Here is a 20,160-nt window from a genome sequence, read left to right on the forward strand (position 1 = left end):
CGGTCCTGGGGTGGGCGAGCGGGCCGCCCGGGTCGCGGAGGGCGAGCCGGGCCGCCCCGGTCGCGAGGGGGCGGGCGGGGCGGGTGTCAGCCGATGCCGCGGGTGTTGCCTCCGTCCGCGAGCAGCACGGCTCCGGTGACGAACGCGGCCTGTTCGCTGGCGAGGAAGGCGACCAGGGCGCCCAGGTCCTCGGCCCGTCCGATGCGGCCCAGCGGGATTCCGGCGGCGACCTCGGCGAGCCTCTCCTCCACCTCGTCGCCGTACTGGACGTCGAGGATCGGGGTGCGGTGGAAGCCGGGTGCCAGCACGTTCACGGTCACCCCGGCCGGGCCGAAGGCGTGGACGAGGCCCTTGGCGAACCCGAGGACGCCGAGCCGGGCCACCGAGGACAGTCCGCTGCCCGGATGGGGCTGGCGCACCGACTCGGAGGTGATCATGACGATCCGGCCCCAGCCGGCGTGCCGCAGGTACGGCGCGGCGGCGAGCGAGATCGACACGTGGGGCAGCAGGTTGGCGTCGACCGCCTGGCGGTACTCGGCGACCTCGAACTCCTCCACGGGGCCGAAGGGCACCCCTCCGGAGTTGGTGACGACCACGTGCAGGGCGCCGAACTCCGTCGCGGTGCGCCGCACCCAGCCGGCGGCGGCGTCCTCGTCGCTCAGGTCCACGACCGTGCTCAGCACCCGGCCGGTACCGCAGGCGTCCACCTCCTTGTGGGCGCGGGCCAGCCGCTCGGGGTCGCGGCCGCAGATCGACACGTCGGCGCCCTCGGTGGCCAGGACCTTGGCCACCGCGAGGCCGATCCCGCTGCTGGACGCGGCGACCAGGGCGGAGCGTCCGGAGAGGCCCAGGTTCACGAGCCCTCACCTCGCGAGGGCGGACCCGAGGTCCGCGACGCCGGCCGGCCCGCGGGTCCGGAGCTCCGGCCGGAGCCCTGGGGGGCGCCGGTGGTGGTCCGGGAGGGACGGACGGGGGCGAGCGGGTAGCCGTAGCGGGTCAGCAGGGGTGCCGCCGCCGCCGTGGCCGCCGCGATGTCGGTGCCGGGCAGTGCGGTGCGCCAGCGCTCGTCGGGGCGGATCTGGGTGACGCCGCGGCGCAGCCGGTCCGGGTTGCCGGTGACGGTGTGGTTGGCGCCGAGCGGGATCCGGCCGGATCCGTCCACAGGGGACTCGTCGTCGAGCCCCGCGAACCGCAGGACCCGGGTCGTCACCTCGCGGGGGTCGCGGGCCAGGTCCTCGTGGCGGATGCGCAGGTAGCGCTCGCCCGCGGTCCGGCCGACCAGTTCGGAGGCGAGGTTGAAGGCGGTCCAGTAACCGCTGCTGCGGGCCGGGGACATGGGGTCGATGTAGTCCTTGGCGCTGCGGTAGGACAGTGCGGTGGCCCGCGGGTCCCGCACGATGTGCAGCACCCGTACGTCCAGGTCGGTGCGGCCCAGCAGGGCGGCCGCCTCCGCCGGGTACTTGGAGCCGTCCACGATGAGGCGGTCGCCGCCGAGGGCGGCCACCTGCCGGTAGACGGAGGCCGAGTGGTCGAGGAGCTCCGTCACGCCGGGGGCGGTCGGGCGCTCGCCGCGGACCTCGGCGAGCCGGGCGGGCGTGTGCCGGGTGCGCAGCAGCGCCTGCTGGAGGGTGGCCATCCGGTGCGCGGTGTGATCGGCGGACCCCTCGGGCAGGGCCGCGAGGACGCCGGCCCACAGCGGGCACTCGCGCAGCGGACTGCCGCAGCCGCAGCTGGAGTTGGTGCCGGCGTCGAGGACGCCGTTGCGCCAGAGGTAGTAGAGCTCTCCGACGTGCCGGACGCCGGGGATCTCGTTGAGGACATTGCCGAGCAGGGTGCTGCCGCTGCGCATCCATCCGGTGATGTAGAGGACGCGCGGGGAGGGGCCTGTCATGGTGGTGGGGGTCCCTTCGTGGTGCCACCGACACGGTCGGACGCGGTCCGGGCGCGGGCCTGGGCCGGCCGGGCGCGGCCTCGACGGGCCGGGCACGGGCCTGAGGTGGCCGCCGGACGCGGGCCCGGTGTTCACGGGCTCGGGCGCGACGTGGCCGGTCCGTCCCGGGCGCGGTCGTCGCGGGTCGGTCGCGGGGTCGGTCCGCGTCAGTCGCGGGTCAGCAGCAGGAAGTGCTGCGGCAGGTGGACGGCGAGACCGATACGGCTGGTCGCCTCGACGGCGTCGGAGCCGTCCGGGCCCGCGCCGCGGCGCAGCGCCAGCGAGGCGACCCCCGGGACGAGCAGGGTGACGGCCGCGCGGAAGTCACCGAGGAGGATCTGGCCGCGCGGGATCATGCGGGTGCGCGAGACGGTGATGCCGGCCGCGCCCAGCTGGCCGAGGACTCCGGCCCGGACCAGCTCCCAGTACGTGAAGGGGTGGACGACGATCCCGTCGCAGGAGCCGCCCGTCTCCTCGACCTCGGCGGCGGCCTCGGTGATCGCGGCGTACACGTCGTCGCCGAGGGTGCCGCGGCGGATCTCCGGAAGGTTCAGCAGGCCGCTGATCGCCTTGTCGGCGCTGCCGTGCAGCAGCGTCTCGTTCTCCACGACGGAGAGCCGGACCAGCACGCGGTAGTCGACGAAGGAGGCGAGCAGCGCCGGCTGGTCGAGCAGCCCGGCGGGCAGCGGGACACGCACCGTCAGATCGGTGAGCTCGGCCTGCTCCAGGCGCGGGGCGAAGGCGCCCTCGGGGGTGGCCTGGTACGAGGTGCCGGCGGCGGCCAGCCGGGCGGCCGGCGGCTCGTGGACGAACGTGACCGGCGCGTCGGCGACCGACGCCGTCTTCAGCAGGTGCCGCACGGCGTACCGCGGGCGGGTCGCGAACAGCGGGAAGACGGCCGGGAGATGGGCGCGGAAGGGCACCTCGTGGTCCTGGTCCCGGCCGGCCGCGCGGACCGACCAGGCGAACTCCTCGCCCGGGCTGCGGGTGGCGAGGGCCGGGTCGGCGAGCTGTATCTGGACTCCCTGCTGCACTGCGGAATCAGCGGTGGCTGCCAGCATGACGTCTCCTCGGGTGTTCGGTGAAATGTTCGGTCGGCCATTCACATTAGGCAACCGAGCGCATTTCGAGGGAGAAAGTCGATGGCTGGTGTTTATGGCTCGAATAAGAGGCGTTGATTCCCGCCCCGGACCCCTGTTCTTGAGCGTTGCACACCCGTCACATGAAGATGTCACATCCAGCCCGTGACCGCATCCATGGCGCCGTCGAAACGGCCGACCCTAGGCTGAGCCGCAGACTTCACGGAACGTCCTTCGACGATGTGGGTGGGAGAATGCATCACGACTTGCAGATAAACAGGCTGAGGACTCTGGTGGCCGTCGTCGAGCTCGGCGGGTTCCGGAGGGCGGCGGAGTCACTGCACATCACCCAGCCCGCCGTCAGCCAGCAGATACGCCAGCTCAGCGGTCTCATCCGGAGCCCGGTGTTCGCCTCCACGGGACGCAATCTGCGGCTCAGCCCGCGGGGCGAGGAGCTCCTGAGATACGCCCGCAGGATGGTGGCGCTCAACGACGAGGCGGTCGACCGCTTCGTCCCGCGGGCCGGCCAGCTCATGCTCTCGATCGGGGTCTCGAACCAGCTCGCGGAGGTTCTGCCCGAGTTCCTGCGCCTGCTGAACCGGGGGATGCCCCAGGCCCAGCTGAGCGTGCGGACCGGGGCGAGCGAGGAGCTGGCGGCCCAGCTCGCCGGCGGCCAGTTGGACGCGGCGCTGCTGCTGCAGGCCGATCCGCCCGCCGCCGGCGCGGACTGCCGGGAGCTGGGCCGGATGCGCATGGCCTGGTTCGGACGGCCCGCCCACGGGGAGCGGGGCGCGCTGCCCCTGGCGCTCTTCCCCGAGCCGTGCACCCTGCGGGGCCGGGTCCGCGAGGTCCTCGACGCGTCGGACATCGAGTGGCGCGTGGCCTACGAGAGCAGCGAGCTGATCGGCCTGAGGTCGGCCGCCAAGGCGGGTCTCGGGATGACCTGCCTGGTCGCCAACGGGGACGAACTGTGGGGCCTGACCCCGTCCGTGCGCCCCGGGCTTCCGGAGCCGCCCGGGCCGCTGCCGGTGACGCTGGCACTGGCTCCGGGAGGCGTGCCCGAGGGCTTCACCGCCATCGCGGACAAGGCGTTCCGCCAGGCGCTCAGGGGCTATCCGCTCCTCCCGGAGGCGGACGCGGAGACCCGCGCCGGCTCACCCGCCGATCCGGCGTCCGCGCCGGCCGCCGGCACGGCCCAGGACCCGGACCCGTCCGGCTCCGCCGGGACGCCCGTGCTCGCGACCGCCGCGGCCTGACGGCCTCTTCCCTTCCATAAGCATTCGCCCTCGTTCCGATCAGATCATTCGTCGGAGCACCACGGAATAGGGCGTCGCGACGGCACTACAGTAATTTCCGGTTCGCCAACTCACGGAAGAATTGAGGAAATCGCCATGCAGGAAACCCTTGTCGCCCCCGAATGCCCCGAGTGCGACGCAGAGGTGTCGCTGGGAACCGATGCCCGGGTGAGCGAAATAGTCGAGTGCCCGGAATGCCGGCTGGAGCTGGAGATCGAATCCGTCGAGCCGCCGCGACTTCTGCTCGCCCCGGAGGTCGAGGAGGACTGGGGCGAGTAACGGGCCCGGCCATCCCGACGAGAAGACGAGAAGGAGATTTCCCTGATGAGCTCTGCGGCAGCGCGACTCGGTGTCCTCGCCTCCCGGGTCCGGTTCGAGGAGAAGAACATCCTGACCGCGCTGGAGAGGCGCGGCGTCGCCTGTGAACAGATCGACCCCCGCGCTCTGTCGGTCCGGGCCGGAACGCCCTGGAACGGCCCGCAGATCGTGCTCAACCGCGAAGTGGGTCACTACCGTGCCCTGTACGCGGCTTCCGCTCTGGAGTCGGCGGGCGTGACGGTGCTCAACAGCGCCGCCGCCACGGCGGTCTGCGGGGACAAGTGGCAGACCTCGGCGGCTCTGGTCGCCCGGGGCCTGCCGACCCCGGAGACCACGCTCGCCCTCACTCCGGACGCGGCCCTGAAGGCCCTGGAGGAGCTGGGCTACCCCGCGGTGATCAAGCCCCTGGTCGGTTCCTGGGGACGGCTCGTCACCCGGGTCACCGACCGGGCGATGGCCGAGGCGGTGCTGGAGCACCTCGCGGCCCTGCCCTCCCCGCAGTCGCACATCGTCTACGTCCAGCGTGAGGTCGCCAAGGCGGACCGGGACATCCGGGTCCTGGTCGTCGGCGGCCGGGCGGTCGGAGCCACCTACCGCCGCAGCGAGGACTGGCGCACCAACGTGGCGCGCGGCGCGGTCAGCGAGCGCTGCCCGCTCGAAGCGGACCTCACCGAGCTCGCGGTCGCGGCGGCGGACACCGTCGGCGCCTGCGTGGCGGGAGTGGACCTCCTGGAGGAGCCGGGCGGCCGGCTCACCGTCCTGGAGGTCAACGACCGGGTCGAGTTCCGCGGCCTGCAGTCGACGTACGGAACCGACCTCGATGTGGCGGACGCCATCGCCGCCCTCCTGACAGCAAAGGCAGAGTCATGATCCGCGCGGCAGTGCTGGGAGCGGCCGGCTACATCGGCGGGGAGCTGCTGCGGCTGCTCGTCAACCATCCCCAGGTCGACCTGGCGGCCGCCACCTCGCGCACCCTCCAGGGGCGTCAGATCGACGGCGTCCACCCCAATCTGCGCGGCCGCACCCGGCTGACGTTCTCCTCCGAGGAGCAACTCCCCCGCGTCGACGTGCTGTTCCTGGCGACCCCGCACCGCGAGACGATGCAGCGGATGCCGGAGTTCCTCACCAGGGCGAACGTCGTCATCGACCTCTCCGGCGACTTCCGGCTCGCCGACCCCGAGGTGTACGAGGACTACTACGGCACCCCGCACGAGGCGCCCGAGCTCATCGGCACCTTCGTCCAGGGGCTCCCGGAGCTGCAGCGCGACCGGCTGCGCACCGCGGACCGGATCTCCGTACCGGGCTGCATGGCAGCGGCCGGCATCCTCTCCCTCGTCCCGCTGGCCGAGGCCGGGCTCATCACCGGCGACGTCACGGTCGACGCCAGGACGGGCTCCAGCGGTTCGGGCGCCAAGGCGGGCGCGGAGAACCTGCACGCCGAACGCAGCGGTGCCCTGCGGGTGTTCGCCCCCACGCGGCACCGGCACGAGGCGGAGATCGCCCAGGCCACCGGGCACACCGTCCGGATGTCCGCGACGGGCGTCGAAGCGGTGCGCGGTGTCCAGCTGCTGAGCCGGGCGACCCTCGCCGACGGTGTCGACGAGCGCGCCATCCGGTCCGCGTACCGGCGCCGCTACGCCGACGAGCCGTTCATGCGGATCGTCGCCGCCCGGCGCGGGATGCACCGCTTCCCCGACGCCAAGATCCTCTCCGGTTCCAACTTCTGCGACGTCGGGTTCGCCCTGGACCGGGGCGCGGCGACCGTCACCGTGATCGCGGCCCTGGACAACCTCGTCAAGGGCGGCGCCGGCAACGCGGTGCAGTGCATGAACGTGCGCTTCGGGGAGCCCGAGACGCGCGGTCTCGAATTCACCGGCCTGCACCCCAACTGACCGCCTCCGGCGCGCCCCCGGCCGCCGCACCCCGAGCAGCCCCGCCCCACCCACCAGCCGCCTCACGTACCAGCCGAAAGGACCCAGGCATGAGCAGCCCGCCTCTGCTGCGGGGCGCCCCCGCCCGCACCGATCTCACCGGCACCGGCCTCGACGAGCGCCGCCCGGACGCACCCGGCCCCGACGCGGCTGAGCTCGCCGGCATCACCGGCCGGATCAGGGAGCAGATCGTCGCCATGTGCGCCGGCCCCGAGGGCGGCCACCTGGGCGGGTCGATGTCCCTCGTCGAGATCCTGTCCGTCCTGTACTTCCGGGTGATGCGGCACGACCCCCACTTCCCCGGCCTGCCCGAGCGCGACGTCCTGCTGCTGAGCAAGGGACACGGCGGCATCGCCCTGTTCGCGACGCTCTGCGAGGCCGGCTACTTCCCGGCCGAGGACCTCGACCAGTACGCCAGGCCGGGCAGCCATCTGATGGCCCATCCGCACCCCGAGATCGCCGGCGTGGAGATCGCGTCCGGCTCGCTCGGCCACGGCCTCGCCCTCGGTGTCGGCTACGCGCTGGCCAACCGCCTCGACGGCTCGGACCGCCGCTGCTTCGTGGTGATGGGCGACGGCGAGCTCCAGGAGGGCTCGGTCTGGGAGGCCGCCTCGGTCGCCTCCGCGCACCGGCTGAACAGCCTGACCGCCGTCGTCGACCGCAACGGCCTCCAGATCACCGGCGGCACCGAGTCCGTCAACTCCCTGGAGCCGTTGGCCGATCGCTGGCGCTCCTTCGGCTGGCGCGTGGTGGAGGCCGACGGCCACGACACCGAGGCGCTGACGACGGCGCTGACCCTGCCGGCGGACCTGGACAGGCCCACCGTGATCATCGCCCACACCGTCAAGGGCAAGGGCGTGCCGTTCATCGAGGGCCAGGCCAAGAGCCACTACGCCCGGCTGAGCGGACGGCAGCACCAGCGGGCGCTCAACGCGGTCCGCGCCTCCTCCGGCACCCCGGCGGGCGGTGACCGTCGATGACCACGGCTCCCGCCCCCGCCCCGCCCCGCGCCGCCCGCGAGGTCTACCGCGACACGGTGGCCGAGCTGCTCCCCGGTGAGCCTCGGCTCGTCGTCCTGGACAGCGACACCGGACTGTTCGGCGGGGTGGACTTCGGCTCCGCCGCCGACCGCTACCTCAACCTCGGCATCGCCGAGCACACCCTGATGGGCACGGCCGCCGGCCTCGCCCGGGAGGGCCGTATCCCGCTGGTGAACACCATGGCGGCGTTCGCCTCCTCCCGCGCGGTCGAGGCCGTGAAGATCGACATCGCGATGGGCAACCTGCCGGTGCTGATCGCGGCCACCCACTCCGGTGTGTCGGCCGGCCACCTCGGGCCGACCCACCACGCCCTGGAAGACCTCGCGGTGATGCGGGCGCTGCCCCATATGACCGTGGTGGTCCCGGGCGACGCGGCCGGCACCGAGGAGCTACTGCGCCAGGCGCTCACGCTGGGCGGCCCGGTCTACTTCCGGCTCGGCCGGGGCGCCACCCCCGATCTGCCCGCCGGACCGCCGGTACGGCTCGGCAAGGCCCAGCAGCTGCGGCACGGTACGGACATCACCCTGGCGGCCTGCGGACCGTACCCCACGCTCGCCGCCCTGGAGGCGGCCGACCTGCTGGAGTCCGAGGGCATCACCGCGAACGTGCTGCACCTGCACACCGTCAAGCCGCTGGACACCCCGGCTCTGCTGAGCTCGCTCGGTGTGCGCGACACGGTGATCACCGTGGAGGAGCACTGGAGCTCCGGCGGCTTCGGCTCGGCCGTCGCCGAGGCGCTCAGCGCCGTGCGTCCGGTGCGGGTGCACCGGATGGCGCTGCCGGACGAGTTCGTGCCGGTCGCCGGAAGCCAGCGCTATCTGCTCGAACGGGGCGGGGTCAGCGCGGAGGCGATCGCCGAGCGCGCCCGTACCTCTCTCGATTCCCGCCGTGGAGGCATCCGGTGACCGCCGCCGACACCTACCGCGCCGCCGGCTGGTGGCGGGACGAGACCGTCCTGCACGATCTGCGCCGCTGGGCCCGCGAGCGGCCGGACAAGCCGGCCCTGGTCTGTTACCGGGGGGCGGAGCAGGAGACCCTGACCTACGCCGAGCTGGCCCGCAGGGTCGACCGGCTCGCCGTCGGCCTGCTCAGGCTCGGGGTGCGCCGCGGCGACGTGGTCACCCTGCAGATCCCCAACTCCTGGGAGCTGGTGGCGCTCTGCCTGGCCGCCGCCCGGGTCGGCGCGATCGCGGGCCCGGTGGTTCCGGTGATGCGCCGGCGCGAGGTGGAGTTCATGACCCGGCTCACCGCGAGCCCGGTGTACATCGCCGCCGCCGAGGTGCGCGGCTTCTCCTACGGGGAGATGGCCGCCGAGATCGCCGAGGCCGTGCCGACCCTGCGCCACCGGGTGCTGCTCGGCGCCGGGGACGGTGACATCGAGGCCGGCGCCCTGGACTTCGTACGCGATCTGTACGGTCCGGAGCCGGATCCGGAGCTGCTGGCCTCCCTCGACTCGATCGAGGCCGGGCCGGACGACGCCGCCCAGATCATGTTCACCTCCGGGACGACCGGCGAGCCCAAGGGCGTGCTGCACAGCCACAACACCCTGTACTCGATGAACAAGGCGCAGGCCGACGTCCTCGGCCTGACCGGCTCCGAGGTCACCGCGATGGGGTCGCCGACCACCCATCAGGCCGGGTTCACCTGGAACTTCGTGATGCCGCTGCTGCTCGGCGCGACCGCCGTCCAGGTGGACCGCTGGGATCCGGCGCAGATGCTGCGGACGCTCCAGGAGCAGCGGGTGACCTTCTTCATGGGAGCCCCGACCTTCCTCTCCGACCTGATCCACGCCCAGCGCGAGACGCCCCACGACCTGTCGGCGCTGCGGAGCTTCGCCACCGGCAGCGCGCCGATAGCGCCACTGCTCGTGGAGGACGCGGACGAGGTGCTCGGCTGCCGGGTGTACGCGCTGTGGGGCATGACGGAGAACGGCTGTGTCACCGTCACCCGCCCCGAGCAGCCGCCGCTGCGCGCCGCCGAGAGCGACGGCACCACCGTGCCCGGCATGGAGGTGCGGATCGTCGGCAAGGACGGCGGACCGGTGGCACCGGGCACCCCCGGACACCTCCAGGTGCGCGGGTCCGCCCAGTGCCTGGGCTACTTCCGGCGCCAGGACGTGTACGACGCCTCGGTGACCGCCGACGGCTGGTTCGACACCGGCGATCTCGCCCGGGCCGACGGCCACGGCGGGATACGGATCACGGGCCGCGTCAAGGACGTGATCATGCGGGGCGCCGAGAACATCCCCGTGGTGGAGGTCGAGGCGGCCCTGCTGCGCCATCCCGTGGTCAGGGACGTCGCCGTCGTCGGCTACCCGGACCAGCGGCTCGGCGAGCGCGCCTGCGCCTTCCTCGTCACGACCGGCGCCACAGCCCCCGACCTGGAGGGCGTGCGCAGCCACCTCGCCGGGCTCGGCATGGCGCGCACGTACTGGCCCGAGCGGCTGGAGCTCGTGCCGGCGCTGCCGAGGACACCCTCCGGAAAGATCCAGAAATTCGCTCTGCGGGACCGGCTCCGGGCCCAGGAAGGACGCACGGCCTCATGAACGACGCCTTCACCGCGGCCCAGGACGAACTGGGCAAGCGCATAGAGGAGTTCGCCGCCGAGAAGATCGCCCCGTACCGGCAGGAGAACGACCGCCGCGGCGCGTACCGCCCGGGTCTGATCGAGGACATGGCCGCTGCCGGTCTGTTCGCGCTGCGGGTGCCCGAGGAGTACGGCGGGCAGGGGCTCGACGCGGTCAGCGCGGGCATCGCCCTGGAGAAGCTGGCGGCGGCCGATCTGTCCGTGTGCTTCCCCGTGCTCAACGCCGCGCTCATCGGCGGGGTGCTCGCCGCCAACGGCACACCGGAGCAGCTGGAGGGCTGGCTGCCGCCGATCGCCCGCGGCGAGGCGGTGGTGGCGCTCGCCCTGACCGAGGCGGGCCACGGGACGGACGCGGCGGGCATCGAGATGCGCGCCGAGCCCGACGGCGACGGCTGGCTGCTCTCCGGCGAGAAGACCTCGATCATGGTCACCGCCTACGCCACCCACGCGCTGGTCTTCGCCCGGACGGGCGGTGAGGGAGCGCACGGCATCAGCGCCTTCTACACCCGGCTCGACGGCGACCGGGTCCGCAAGGAGCCGCTGACCGACCTCGGCTGCCGCTCCGGCGGACGCGGCCGGATCGTCTTCGACGGTCTGCGGGTCGGGCCCGAGGACCTGGTCGGGACCCCCGGCGGGGGCTTCGGCGCGGTGATGCGCGGCTTCGGGGTCTCCCGGGCGTACATCGCTCTGATGGCGATCGCCGTCGGGGACGCCGCCCTCGCGGAGGCGTACGCGCACGCGACCGGGCGCACCGCCTTCGGGCAGCCGATCAGCCGCTTCCAGTCGGTGGTGTTCCCGCTCGTCGAGCACACCACGCTGCTGCACGCGGCCCGGCTGGTCTCCTTCGAGGCGCTGGGGAAGGCGGACCGCGGCGAGGATCCCCGCATCCCCTCGAACATGGCCAAGTGGTGGGCGCCGAAGGCGGCCGTGGAGGCGGTGCACCAGGCGCTGCTGACCATGGGTCACCAGGGGTGGAGCGAGGACGGACCGGTCGCGCAGCGGCTGCGGGACGTCATCGGACTCCAGCTCGCGGACGGCACGGCCGCGGCCACGAAGCTGACCGTGGCCCGGATGCTGCTCGGCAAGGAGTACGCGCCGTGACCGCCCCCGTGGCCGAGAGCCCGGCAGGCGCGTTACGGCCGGCGGACGCCGTGCGGTCCGTGGCCGCGCTGCTGTCAGCGGGCGCCGGCCGGGGCGCGCAGCCCCTGACGGTAGGTCTGCATCTTGGAGCGCGTGCCGCAGACGGCCATGGAGCACCAGCGGCCGCTGCGGTTGCGGGCCCGGTCGTAGAAGGCCCACTCGCAGCGGTGTTCGTGGCAGGCCTTCAGCCGCTGCCAGGAGCCGTCGCCGGCGGCCTCGACGACGATCGCCAGGATCCGGCCGATCATGCCCCGGGTGCCGGTGGTGCCGGGGCGCAGGCCGGGGACGCCGTCGGCGTCGAAGGCCAGGACCAACGGGCAGTCGGCGGCGACGCGTTCGACGACGGCGCGGGCCGCCGGGTCGGCGTCGGCTCCGTTGTTCTCCCGCATGAGGGCGCGCAGCGCCTCCCGGACCTCGACCGCCTCGGCGCGGTCGAGCTCGGAGGGGGCGAGGGCTCCCGCGGGGAAGCCCTGCCGCTCCATCCACCGCGTCAGCCCCGCGACGGACGTGAACGCGTCCGGCCCGAACTCGACATTGACGCTGTTGACGAAGGACTGGACCAGAGCGAGCCGGCCGGGGGCCACCTCACGGTCGCCCGGTTGCCGCACGCGCTTGGGTTCCGTCATCCCGCAGACCCTACCGGCCACATCGTTTCGCCGGTATCCCCCGCTCCCTCCTCACTCCCCGTGAAAGGAACATCATGACCAGCTCCACCAGCACGGCCGGGTCGACCCGGCCGCCGCTCGGGCTGCTGTGCGCCGCACAGTTCATGCTCGTCCTCGACTTCGCCATCGTGAACGTGGCCCTGGGCGCCATGCAGCGCGACCTCGGGTTCACCGCCAGCGGGCTGCAGTGGGTCGTCGGCGCGTACGCGCTCTTCTACGGCGGCTTCCTGCTGCTCGGCGGCCGTGCCGGTGACGTCTTCGGCCGCAAGCACATGTTCGTGACCGGTCTGGCGGTCTTCACGATCGCCTCGCTCGTCGGCGGCATCGCCAACGAGCCGTGGATCCTCGTGCTCGCCCGCGCGGTCCAGGGCCTGTCGGCCGCGGCCGTCTCCCCCGCGGTCCTCGCGATGATCGCCGGCGGCTTCCCCGAGGGCCCCGAGCGCGTGAAGGCGATGGGCGTCTTCGGCGCGGTCTCCTCCGCCGGCTTCACCGGCGGTGTCGTCGCGGGCGGTCTGCTCACCGAGTTCCTCACCTGGCGCGCCGTGATGCTCGTCAACGTCCCCGTCGGCATCCTGCTCGTCGCCCTCGCCGGCCGCCGGCTCGTCGCCGACAAGGCCACCGGCTCCGCCAAGCTCGACCTGCCCGGCGCGATCCTGGTCACCTCGGCGATGTGCGCCCTCACCTACGGTCTGACCGAGGCGTCCGACGAGGGCTGGGGCGCCACGAGCGTCCTCGTCTCGCTCGGTGGCGGCGCCGCCCTGCTGATCGCCTTCCTGATCGTCCAGACCCGGGTCTCCGGGCCGCTCGTGCCGCTGTCGATCTTCCGCAACCGCGCGCTGTCGGCGGGCAACGGGATCGCGTTCCTGTCCGGTGGCGTGATGTCGGTGTCGACCTTCTTCATCACGATGTACATGCAGCAGGTGCTCGACTACTCCGCTCTGCGGGCGAGCATGGGCTTCTTCCCGCAGGCGTTCGTGGTCTTCCTGGCGAGCCTCCCGGTCGTCAAGCTCACCCACAAGCTGGGTGCGCGCAACGTGCTGATCGCCGGTGGTGTGCTGCTGGCCGCGGGTGCGGCGCTGCTGGCGCAGGTCACCGCGGACAGCTCGTACTGGCTGGGCGTGCTGCCCGGCGGCGTGCTGATCGGCCTCGGTGTGACGGTGATGATGATCTCCACCGCCATCGCGGGCACCAGCGGTGTCAGCGGCCCTCAGATGGGTCTGGCCTCCGGCCTGTTCAACTCCAGCCGTCAGCTGGGTGTCGGCATCGGCCTCGCGGTCGGCGTCGCCCTCGCCGGCGTGGTGCACGGCGCCAAGGTCGCGACCATCCCGGTCAGCGGCTTCCAGTCCGCCTTCTGGTTCACGACCGGCCTCTCCGTCGCCATCGTCGTGGTCTCGGTCCTCGGTCTGCGGCGTACCGCGGTCGCCTCGGCGCACGCCGCCCCCGCCGCCCCCTCCGGCGGCGAGAAGAAGGCCACGGTCGGAGCCCCGGCCACGGCGAAGTAGGTCCCAGCAGTCGATTCCGGCGGCCGGCCCCGTGCTGACGGGGCCGGCCGCCGCATCGTAGGAGGAGCAGACGATGACTCACATACTCGTCGCGGGCGGCGGCATCGGCGGACTCGCCGCCGCGCTGGCCCAGGCCCGGGCCGGACACCGGGCGACGGTCCTGGAGGGCCGGCCGGAGTTCTCGGAGATCGGTGCGGGAATCCAGCTGGCGCCCAACGCCTTCCACGCGCTCGGCGTCCTCGGGGTGCGCGACCGGGTGGCCGAGCGGGCGGACTTCATCGACGAACTGCGGTTCCTGGACGGCACGTCGGGGCAGCGGGTCGCCGCCCTGGAGCTGACCGGCACCTACCGGACCCGCTTCGGCGGCCCGTACGCCGTGGTCCACCGGGGCGATCTGCACCGGGCGCTGCTCGACGGCTGCCGCGAGGCCGGCGTGGAGCTGCTCGCCGGTCACCGGGTGGCCGGATACCGGCAGACCGGTGACCGGGTGACGGCGCTGACCTCGGCCGGGGAGCGGTTCTCCGCGGACGTGCTGCTCGGCGCCGACGGGCTGCGTTCCGCGGTGCGGGCCCAGCTCGTCGGCGACGGCGGCCCGCGGATCTCGGGACACACCATCTACCGTTCCGTGATCCCGATGGCGGAGGTGCCCGAGGAGCTGCGGTCGAAGGCCGTCACCCTGTGGGCGGGCCCGGGATGGCACTTCGTGCACTATCCGATCGGGGGCGGCGCGTTCCTCAACCTCGCGGCCACCCGGGACGACGGCGCCCGCGAGGAGATCACCGGGGCTCCCGCCGGCCGGTCCCACGTCCTCGGCGAGTTCCCCGGGCTCTGCGAGGAGGCGCGGCGGCTGCTCGAACTCGGCAGGGACTGGAAGATCTGGGTGCTCTGCGACCGCGATCCGGTCGACGGGTGGGTGGACGGCCGGGTGGCCCTGCTCGGGGACGCGGCGCATCCGATGCTCCAGTACGCGGCCCAGGGCGCCTGCATGGCCCTGGAGGACGCGGTGGTCCTGGGCGGGCTGCTCGGTGCCCGCGCGTCGGTGGACGCGCCGCGGTGGCTGGTGGAGTACAACACGCTGCGGCGGGACCGTACCGCCCGCACCACCCTGACCGCGCGCGAACTGGGCGAACGGCTCTACCACGCGGCGGGTGAGGACGTGCCGGTACGCAACGCGATGCTCGCGGACCTCTCCCCCGCCGGCCTCCGCGACGCCGTGGCGTGGCTGCACGGCTCCACGTCGTTCACCGAGACCCGGAAGCCCGCTCTGGCGCTCGCCGAGGCGGCATGACACGCGGCTCCCCCGGCGCGTCCGACGGCGACCGCCACCCCGCTTCGAGCGAGGGGTGGCGGTCGTCCTCGTCCGTGCGGGCGTTCCGGTCCGGGTGGCCCGCGTCCCGACGGCCCGGCCCGTCCGGCCGGGCGTCGCCGTCCGCGCCCACCTCCGCGTACCGGGCGGACAGTTCGGCCCCGATGCGAGCCAGCTCCCGCTGTACGGAGACGGGTTCGAGCACCTCGACCAGACCGCCCCAGCCGGCCAGGTTCCGGGCGACGTCCAGCGGGGTCGGAGAGGCGAGACGGATGCGGGCCCGGCCGTCGGCGGCCTCGCCGTCCGGATGGCAGTGGCGGCCGAACCGGTGACGCAGCACGTCGGCGTGGCGCGTCTCGACGAGCACGGTGGCCCAGGTGCGCGAGCGCTTGCGCTCCACGTCGCCGACGACCTCCTCCCAGGCCGTGGCGAGCGTGAAGTCGTCCGGCCGTTCGGCGGTCTCGCCGGTCTGCTCGGCGGCGCCGATCCGGTCCACCCGGAAGGTGCGGCGCCCCCGCTCGGTGCCGGCGATCAGGTACCAGATGTCGTCCTTGTCGACCAGGCCCCAGGGGTCGACCAGCCGCTCGGTCCGCTCCCGGACACCGTTGGTGTACGTCAGCCGGACCTTGCGGCGGCGGACCACGGCGGCCTGCAGGAGCTCGACCATCTCGGGCCGGCCGCGCTCGCGCTCGCCCCACGGGGTGGGGTCGACCATGGTGGCGTCGGCGGCCGCCTCCGCGTCGGCCCGGAAGGTCCGCGGCAGCGCCCGCAGCAGCTTGTTCAGCGCCGCCTTGGCGTCCCCGGAGGCCGCCGCGGCGGGGCCGACGAGCAGGAACAGCGCCTGGGCCTCGTTGGCCGAGAGGCCGCTGAGGTCGGTGCGCGCCCCGCCGACCAGCGACCAGCCACCGCCTCGGCCCGGTTGCGGGTACACCGGGATGCCTGCGGCGGCCATCGCCTCCAGGTCACGGCGGGCGGTGGCGACGGACACATCGAGCTCTTTCGCCAGTTCGGCGGCGGTCACCCGGCCCCTGCGCTGCATGAGCAGAAGGGCGGAAACGAGTCGGTCGGCGCGCATGTTCCCAGCTTCTCTTTTAAAGTGCTCAATTGGTGAGCACTTTGGGTCGGAGGATGGTCTCGGATACGGAACGAAGGAAGGAACCACCCATGCTGCGAGGACTTGCCACCGTCAACTTCTTTGCCGACGACGTGGAAGCAGCCAAGACGTGGTACGCGGAACTGCTGGGCGTCGAGCCGTACTTCGAGCGCCCGGGCGACGGGCAGCCCGCCGCCTACTACGAGTTCAGGATCGGTGACCACCAGACCGAACTCGGCCTCATCGACCGGCGTTACGCCCCTCCGGGCCTCCCCGACGCCCCCGGCGGGGCGATCGGCCACTGGCACGTCGACGACGTGGAGGGCACGCTCGCCCGGCTGCTGTCGATGGGCGCCACGCTGTACACGCCGCTGACCGAGTACGGTCCCGGCTTCGTCACCGCCTCCGTGACCGATCCCTTCGGCAACGTCCTGGGCATCATGTACAACGAGCACTATCTGGAGATGCTGGGCGCCTGACGCGCCCCCGACGGCCCGGGCGCTCGCACCACGGACACGACGGTGGCCCCCACGAGAGACGTGGGGGCCACCGTCGTGTGCCGGCCGGGCCGGGTCAGGCCGCGGCGGCGGTGCGGGCCACCAGCGCGGCCATCCTCTCCACCGTCGGCTCGTCGAAGAGGTCGACCAGCTCCAGCTCGACCCCGTGCTCCTCGCGGACCAGCTCGGTCAGCCGGGCCGCCCGCAGCGAGTCGCCGCCCAGGTCGAAGAAGTTGTCGAGCACGCCGACCCCGTCCAGTTCGAGGACCTTGGTCCACAGCCCGTGCAGCGACTCCTCCAGGGCTCCCGACGGCGCCTGGTAGGCGGTGTCGACGTCCGGGCGGGAACGCGGCGGCTCGGGCAGCGCGGCGCGGTCGATCTTGCCGTTGACGCTGGTGGGCAGCCCGCCGACGACGAAGGCCGCGGGGACCATGAAGGACGGCAGCCGCTGGGCGAGTCCGCGCCGGATCTCCCGGACGGAGGGAGTGGCGCCGGTGTCGGGCTCGATGTAGGCGGTCAGCTGGACATCGCCCTGACCGTCCTGGCGGGCCAGGACGGCGGCCTGCTGGACCCCGGGGAGCGTGGTCAGGACGACCTCGATCTCACCGAGGTGGACGCGGTTGCCGCGCACCTTGACCTGGTTGTCGGTGCGGCCGACGATCTCGATGCTGCCGTCCGGCCAGTACCGGGCGAGGTCGCCCGTGCGGTACATGATCGGGTGGCGGGCCGGGTCGATCGGGTTGGTGATCCACTTCTCGGCGGTGGCCTCGGGCCGGCCCAGGTAGCCGGCCGAGAGGCTGACGCCGGCGATGCACAGCTCGCCGACCAGGCCCGGCGGCAGCGGGCGGAGGTCCTCGTCGAGGACGTAGATGGTGACGTTGGTGGTGGGCCGGCCGATGGGCGGCAGCCTGCGGGCGCGGCCCTCCTCGCCGAGCCGCTCGCCCATCTCGGTGATGTCGCAGCTGGCGACGACGGTCGCCTCGGCGGAGCCGTACAGGTTGATGAGGCGGAAGGGCAGGCCGGCCGGCGGCCAGGACTGGATGCGCTCGCCGCAGACGCGGATGTTCTCCAGCGGGGTGTCCTCGGGCCACTCCAGCCGCCACAGGCGCTCGGCCATCGGCTTCATCAGCAGGGTGGTGGTGATGCCCTCGCGCAGGAACCACTCCTGAAGGCGGTACTCGGAGGCGACCACGGAGACGTCCGGGATGTGCACGGTGCCGCCGACGGCGAGCACGGGGAAGCACTCGACCTCGATCATTCCGTAGCCGGGGGCGGCCAGCCAGGTGCCCTGGGAGGCGCCGGACATGCCGCACAGCTCGCTCATGCTGTGGATCAGGTTGCGGGCGGCGCCGAAGCGGACCATGACGGCCTTGGGCGCGCCGGTGGAGCCGGAGGTGTAGCAGATGTGGATGAGGTCGTCGGCGCCGACGGGCTCGCTGACCTCGGTGACCGGCTCGGTCCGCCAGTCGTCGGTGTCCAGGGCCAGGACCGGGGCGAGCCCCTCGACCTTCGACTCGTGGTCGGCCAGGGTCAGGACGGCGGCGGCCGAGGCGTCCTCGATCATGTAGCGGATGCGCTCCGCCGGGAAGTCGCTGTCCAGCAGGATCGCCGCACAGGCCAGCTTGAAGCAGGCCAGCTGGGCGATGAGGCTCTCGGCGCTGCGCGGGAAGCAGACGCCGACCCGGGAGCCGGGCCGCACGCCACGGGCCCTCAGCCGGTGCGCGAGCTGGTTGGCCTGCTCGTCGAGTTCGCGGTACGTCAGCCGGGCGCCGGGCAGGATCACGGCCAGGGCGTCGGGGGTCCGGCGGGCGTGCTCGGCGACGCGCTCGTGGAAGAAGGGCTGCGGGACCGGGCCCGCGGTGTCGTTCCACTCCACCAGGGTGCGGTGGAGCTCCTCCTCGGTGAGCAGCGCGATGTCGTGCACGGTGCTCTCGGGCCCGGCGGCCAGGGCGTCGAGCACCCGCTCCAGGTGGCGCGCGTACTGCTCGGCCGCCTGCGCGTCGAACTCCGCGCTGTCCAGGAGGAGTTCGAAGGTGCCCTCGGTCGGGGAGACGGCCAGGGTGAGGGCGGCCGGCGCCTCGCCGGCGGGGCTGCCGACGGTGGTCACGGCCGCGTGCGCCGGACGGCCCGCGGGGGCCTGGGCGGCGTCGGCCGCGGGCCGCGCGGCCGCCTCCAGGAGCTGTGCGGCGGTGGTGTCGCCGGCCACTCGTATCGCGACGGACTCGACGGAGTCCGGGTGTCGTTGCCGCCCGACGAGGAGTTCCGTCTCTCCGGTGTAGCGGTGCACGAGCGCGGCCAGCGCGGCCAGCGCGTGCTCCTCGGGGCGGGCCGCGGCGGGCGCGGGGACGGTGAGGGCGTGCCGGTGCGGGGTCGCGGTCCGGGCACCGTCGAGCACGCGGGCCAGGGGCAGGGTCGAACTCGTGTTGACTGCCACGGTGTTGATTCCTCTCGGGATGGTCACGAAGTCGGAAGAGGGCGGGGCCGGGTCTGCCGGGGAAGGGGGCGCCGGGCGGGCACCGCGCGCGGAGGGGGTGCGCGCGGTGGTGGGGGGCCCGTGGGGGTCCCGGCGGCGGGTGTCGCGGTGGGGGGTGTGATCGGCGGGGTCTCGCGGTGGGGCCCGGGCGGGGCCCCGGGTCAGTGCGTGTCGCGCGCCGCCCGCTCCGCGCGGCGGGTGGTGACCGCGGCGGCCAGCTCCTCGATCATGTGCGCGGTCTGCGACCAGTCCACACAGGCGTCGGTGACGCTCTGGCCGTAGGTGAGCAGGTCCGTGCGGCCGATCCGGAGGTCCTGCCGGCCGGCGGCGAGGAAGCTCTCGATCATGACGCCCGCGACTCCCTCCTCACCGGCGGCGACGCGTCGGGCGATGTCGCCGGTGACCAGCGGCTGGCGCTCGTGGTCCTTGTTGCTGTTGCCGTGGCTGGCGTCGACGACGAGCCGCTGCGGCAGCCCGGCGGCGGCCAGCTGCGCCAGGACGTCGGCGACCGGCTCGGCCCCGTAGTTGGGGCCCGCGCTGCCGCCGCGGAGCACCACGTGGCCGTCGGGGTTGCCGTCGGTGCTGACCACGGCGGCCCTGCCGTCGTCACCGATTCCGGGGTACACGTGCGGGTGGGAGGCGGAGACGATGGCGTCGACCGCGTCCTCGACGCTGCCGCCGGTGGCGTTCTTGAAGCCGATCGGCATACCGAGGCCACTGGTGACCTGGCGATGGACCTGGCTCTGGACGGTACGGGCGCCGATGCAGCCCCAGGAGACCGCGTCGGACAGGTAGTGCGGCACCAGCGGGTCGAGGAACTCGCAGGCCACCGGCAGCCCGCTGCCCGCGATCTGGGCCATCAGCCCGCGGGCCAGCCGGAGCCCGCTCGGCAGGTCCTGCGAGCCGTCGAGGCGGGGGTCGCTGAGGAGCCCCTTCCAGCCCACCCGGGTGCGGGGCTTCTCCACGTACACCCGCATGACGACGAGGATCCGGTCCTGCAGCTCCGCGGCGAGCGCGGAGAGCCGCTCGGCGTAGGTGAGGGCGGCGTCCGGGTCGTGCACGGAGCAGGGGCCCGCGATGACGAGCAGGCGGTCGTCCTGGCCGGAGAGGATCCGGGCGATCTCGCGCCGGGCTCTCTGGGTGGTCTTGCGGGCGAGCGGAGGCAGCGGGATCTCCTCGCGGAGCTCGGCGGGCGTGGGCAGCCGGGCCGCGGCGGGGATGCCGGAGAAGGTGTCGGTGGGGGTGGTGGCCGGTGTGCGGACGAGGCTCATCTGCGTGGGTCCCTTTCGTGAGGGGAGGTGAGGA

The 20,160-nt window shown here is 73.5% G+C and carries 18 protein-coding genes; 11 read left to right on the top strand and 7 right to left on the bottom strand.

Annotated features, from left to right (window positions below; genetic code table 11):
* Positions 1-86: 86 nt before the first annotated feature.
* From AB0D99_RS08805 to AB0D99_RS08815, 3 genes are all read right to left on the bottom strand, one after another.
* The gene (locus AB0D99_RS08805) at positions 87-857 is read right to left on the bottom strand and encodes an SDR family oxidoreductase (protein ID WP_362358296.1); all 771 of its coding nucleotides are present in this window, start codon (positions 855-857) and stop codon (positions 87-89) included.
* Positions 854-1,891, bottom strand: coding sequence for a sulfotransferase (locus tag AB0D99_RS08810; protein ID WP_362358297.1), 1,038 nt, complete (start codon positions 1,889-1,891; stop codon positions 854-856). Before AB0D99_RS08810 ends, AB0D99_RS08805 begins: the two co-directional genes overlap by 4 nt.
* Before the next feature lie 206 nt (positions 1,892-2,097).
* Positions 2,098-2,991, bottom strand: coding sequence for a family 3 encapsulin nanocompartment shell protein (locus tag AB0D99_RS08815; RefSeq protein WP_362358298.1), 894 nt, complete (start codon positions 2,989-2,991; stop codon positions 2,098-2,100).
* Between the two features lie 272 nt (positions 2,992-3,263).
* Here AB0D99_RS08815 and AB0D99_RS08820 point away from each other — a divergent pair, with 272 nt between their 5' ends.
* From AB0D99_RS08820 to AB0D99_RS08855, 8 genes are all read left to right on the top strand, one after another.
* The gene (locus AB0D99_RS08820) at positions 3,264-4,265 is read left to right on the top strand and encodes a LysR substrate-binding domain-containing protein (RefSeq protein ID WP_362358299.1); all 1,002 of its coding nucleotides are present in this window, start codon (positions 3,264-3,266) and stop codon (positions 4,263-4,265) included.
* Between the two features lie 135 nt (positions 4,266-4,400).
* Entirely contained in the window at positions 4,401-4,583 is a 183-nt protein-coding gene (lysW, locus tag AB0D99_RS08825; RefSeq protein ID WP_329115996.1) for a lysine biosynthesis protein LysW, read from the top strand.
* Positions 4,584-4,628: 45 nt separating this feature from the next.
* Positions 4,629-5,492, top strand: a complete 864-nt coding sequence (locus AB0D99_RS08830) for a RimK family alpha-L-glutamate ligase (protein WP_362358300.1) — start codon at positions 4,629-4,631, stop codon at positions 5,490-5,492.
* Entirely contained in the window at positions 5,489-6,514 is a 1,026-nt protein-coding gene (argC, locus tag AB0D99_RS08835) for an N-acetyl-gamma-glutamyl-phosphate reductase (RefSeq protein WP_362358301.1), read from the top strand. The genes AB0D99_RS08830 and argC overlap by 4 nt, the downstream gene beginning before the upstream one ends.
* Positions 6,515-6,603: 89 nt before the next feature.
* Positions 6,604-7,533 carry a transketolase gene (locus AB0D99_RS08840; RefSeq protein ID WP_362358302.1) on the top strand — a complete coding sequence of 310 codons (930 nt, stop codon included), beginning with the start codon at positions 6,604-6,606 and terminating at the stop codon, positions 7,531-7,533.
* Positions 7,530-8,498, top strand: a complete 969-nt coding sequence (locus AB0D99_RS08845) for a transketolase C-terminal domain-containing protein (protein ID WP_362358303.1) — start codon at positions 7,530-7,532, stop codon at positions 8,496-8,498. The genes AB0D99_RS08840 and AB0D99_RS08845 overlap by 4 nt, the downstream gene beginning before the upstream one ends.
* Positions 8,495-10,138: an AMP-binding protein gene (locus AB0D99_RS08850; RefSeq protein WP_362358304.1), complete on the top strand. Its 1,644-nt coding sequence runs from the start codon at positions 8,495-8,497 to the stop codon at positions 10,136-10,138. The genes AB0D99_RS08845 and AB0D99_RS08850 overlap by 4 nt, the downstream gene beginning before the upstream one ends.
* Positions 10,135-11,280, top strand: coding sequence for an acyl-CoA dehydrogenase family protein (locus tag AB0D99_RS08855; protein ID WP_362358305.1), 1,146 nt, complete (start codon positions 10,135-10,137; stop codon positions 11,278-11,280). Before AB0D99_RS08850 ends, AB0D99_RS08855 begins: the two co-directional genes overlap by 4 nt.
* 74 nt (positions 11,281-11,354) lie before the next feature.
* Here the strand turns inward: AB0D99_RS08855 and AB0D99_RS08860 are convergent, their stop codons facing one another.
* Positions 11,355-11,945: a CGNR zinc finger domain-containing protein gene (locus tag AB0D99_RS08860; protein ID WP_362358306.1), complete on the bottom strand. Its 591-nt coding sequence runs from the start codon at positions 11,943-11,945 to the stop codon at positions 11,355-11,357.
* 74 nt (positions 11,946-12,019) lie between these two features.
* On the opposite strand from AB0D99_RS08860, the gene AB0D99_RS08865 reads away from it, so the two are divergent.
* On the top strand, positions 12,020-13,486 hold the full coding sequence (locus AB0D99_RS08865) for an MFS transporter (RefSeq protein WP_362358307.1): 1,467 nt from the start codon (positions 12,020-12,022) through the stop codon (positions 13,484-13,486).
* Between the two features lie 73 nt (positions 13,487-13,559).
* Positions 13,560-14,774 (top strand): FAD-dependent monooxygenase, encoded by a 1,215-nt coding sequence (locus AB0D99_RS08870; protein ID WP_362358308.1) that lies wholly within the window; start codon positions 13,560-13,562, stop codon positions 14,772-14,774.
* Here AB0D99_RS08870 and AB0D99_RS08875 read toward each other — a convergent pair.
* A complete protein-coding gene (locus AB0D99_RS08875) occupies positions 14,728-15,867 on the bottom strand; it encodes a WYL domain-containing protein (protein WP_362358309.1) in 1,140 nt (379 codons plus the stop codon). The two genes, AB0D99_RS08870 and AB0D99_RS08875, sit on opposite strands and share 47 nt — an antisense overlap.
* An 89-nt stretch (positions 15,868-15,956) precedes the next feature.
* On the opposite strand from AB0D99_RS08875, the gene AB0D99_RS08880 reads away from it, so the two are divergent.
* Positions 15,957-16,364 (top strand): VOC family protein, encoded by a 408-nt coding sequence (locus AB0D99_RS08880; protein WP_362358310.1) that lies wholly within the window; start codon positions 15,957-15,959, stop codon positions 16,362-16,364.
* A gap of 94 nt (positions 16,365-16,458) precedes the next feature.
* On the opposite strand, the gene AB0D99_RS08885 is transcribed toward AB0D99_RS08880, so the two are convergent.
* Positions 16,459-18,816, bottom strand: coding sequence for a non-ribosomal peptide synthetase (locus tag AB0D99_RS08885; RefSeq protein WP_362358311.1), 2,358 nt, complete (start codon positions 18,814-18,816; stop codon positions 16,459-16,461).
* Positions 18,817-19,016: 200 nt separating this feature from the next.
* Entirely contained in the window at positions 19,017-20,126 is a 1,110-nt protein-coding gene (locus AB0D99_RS08890; protein ID WP_362358312.1) for a 3-deoxy-7-phosphoheptulonate synthase, read from the bottom strand.
* Between the last annotated feature and the right edge of the window lie 34 nt (positions 20,127-20,160).

Origin of the sequence: Streptomyces sp. NPDC047971 (assembly GCF_040653355.1) — a bacterium.
In the GTDB taxonomy this organism is placed as follows: domain Bacteria; phylum Actinomycetota; class Actinomycetes; order Streptomycetales; family Streptomycetaceae; genus Streptomyces.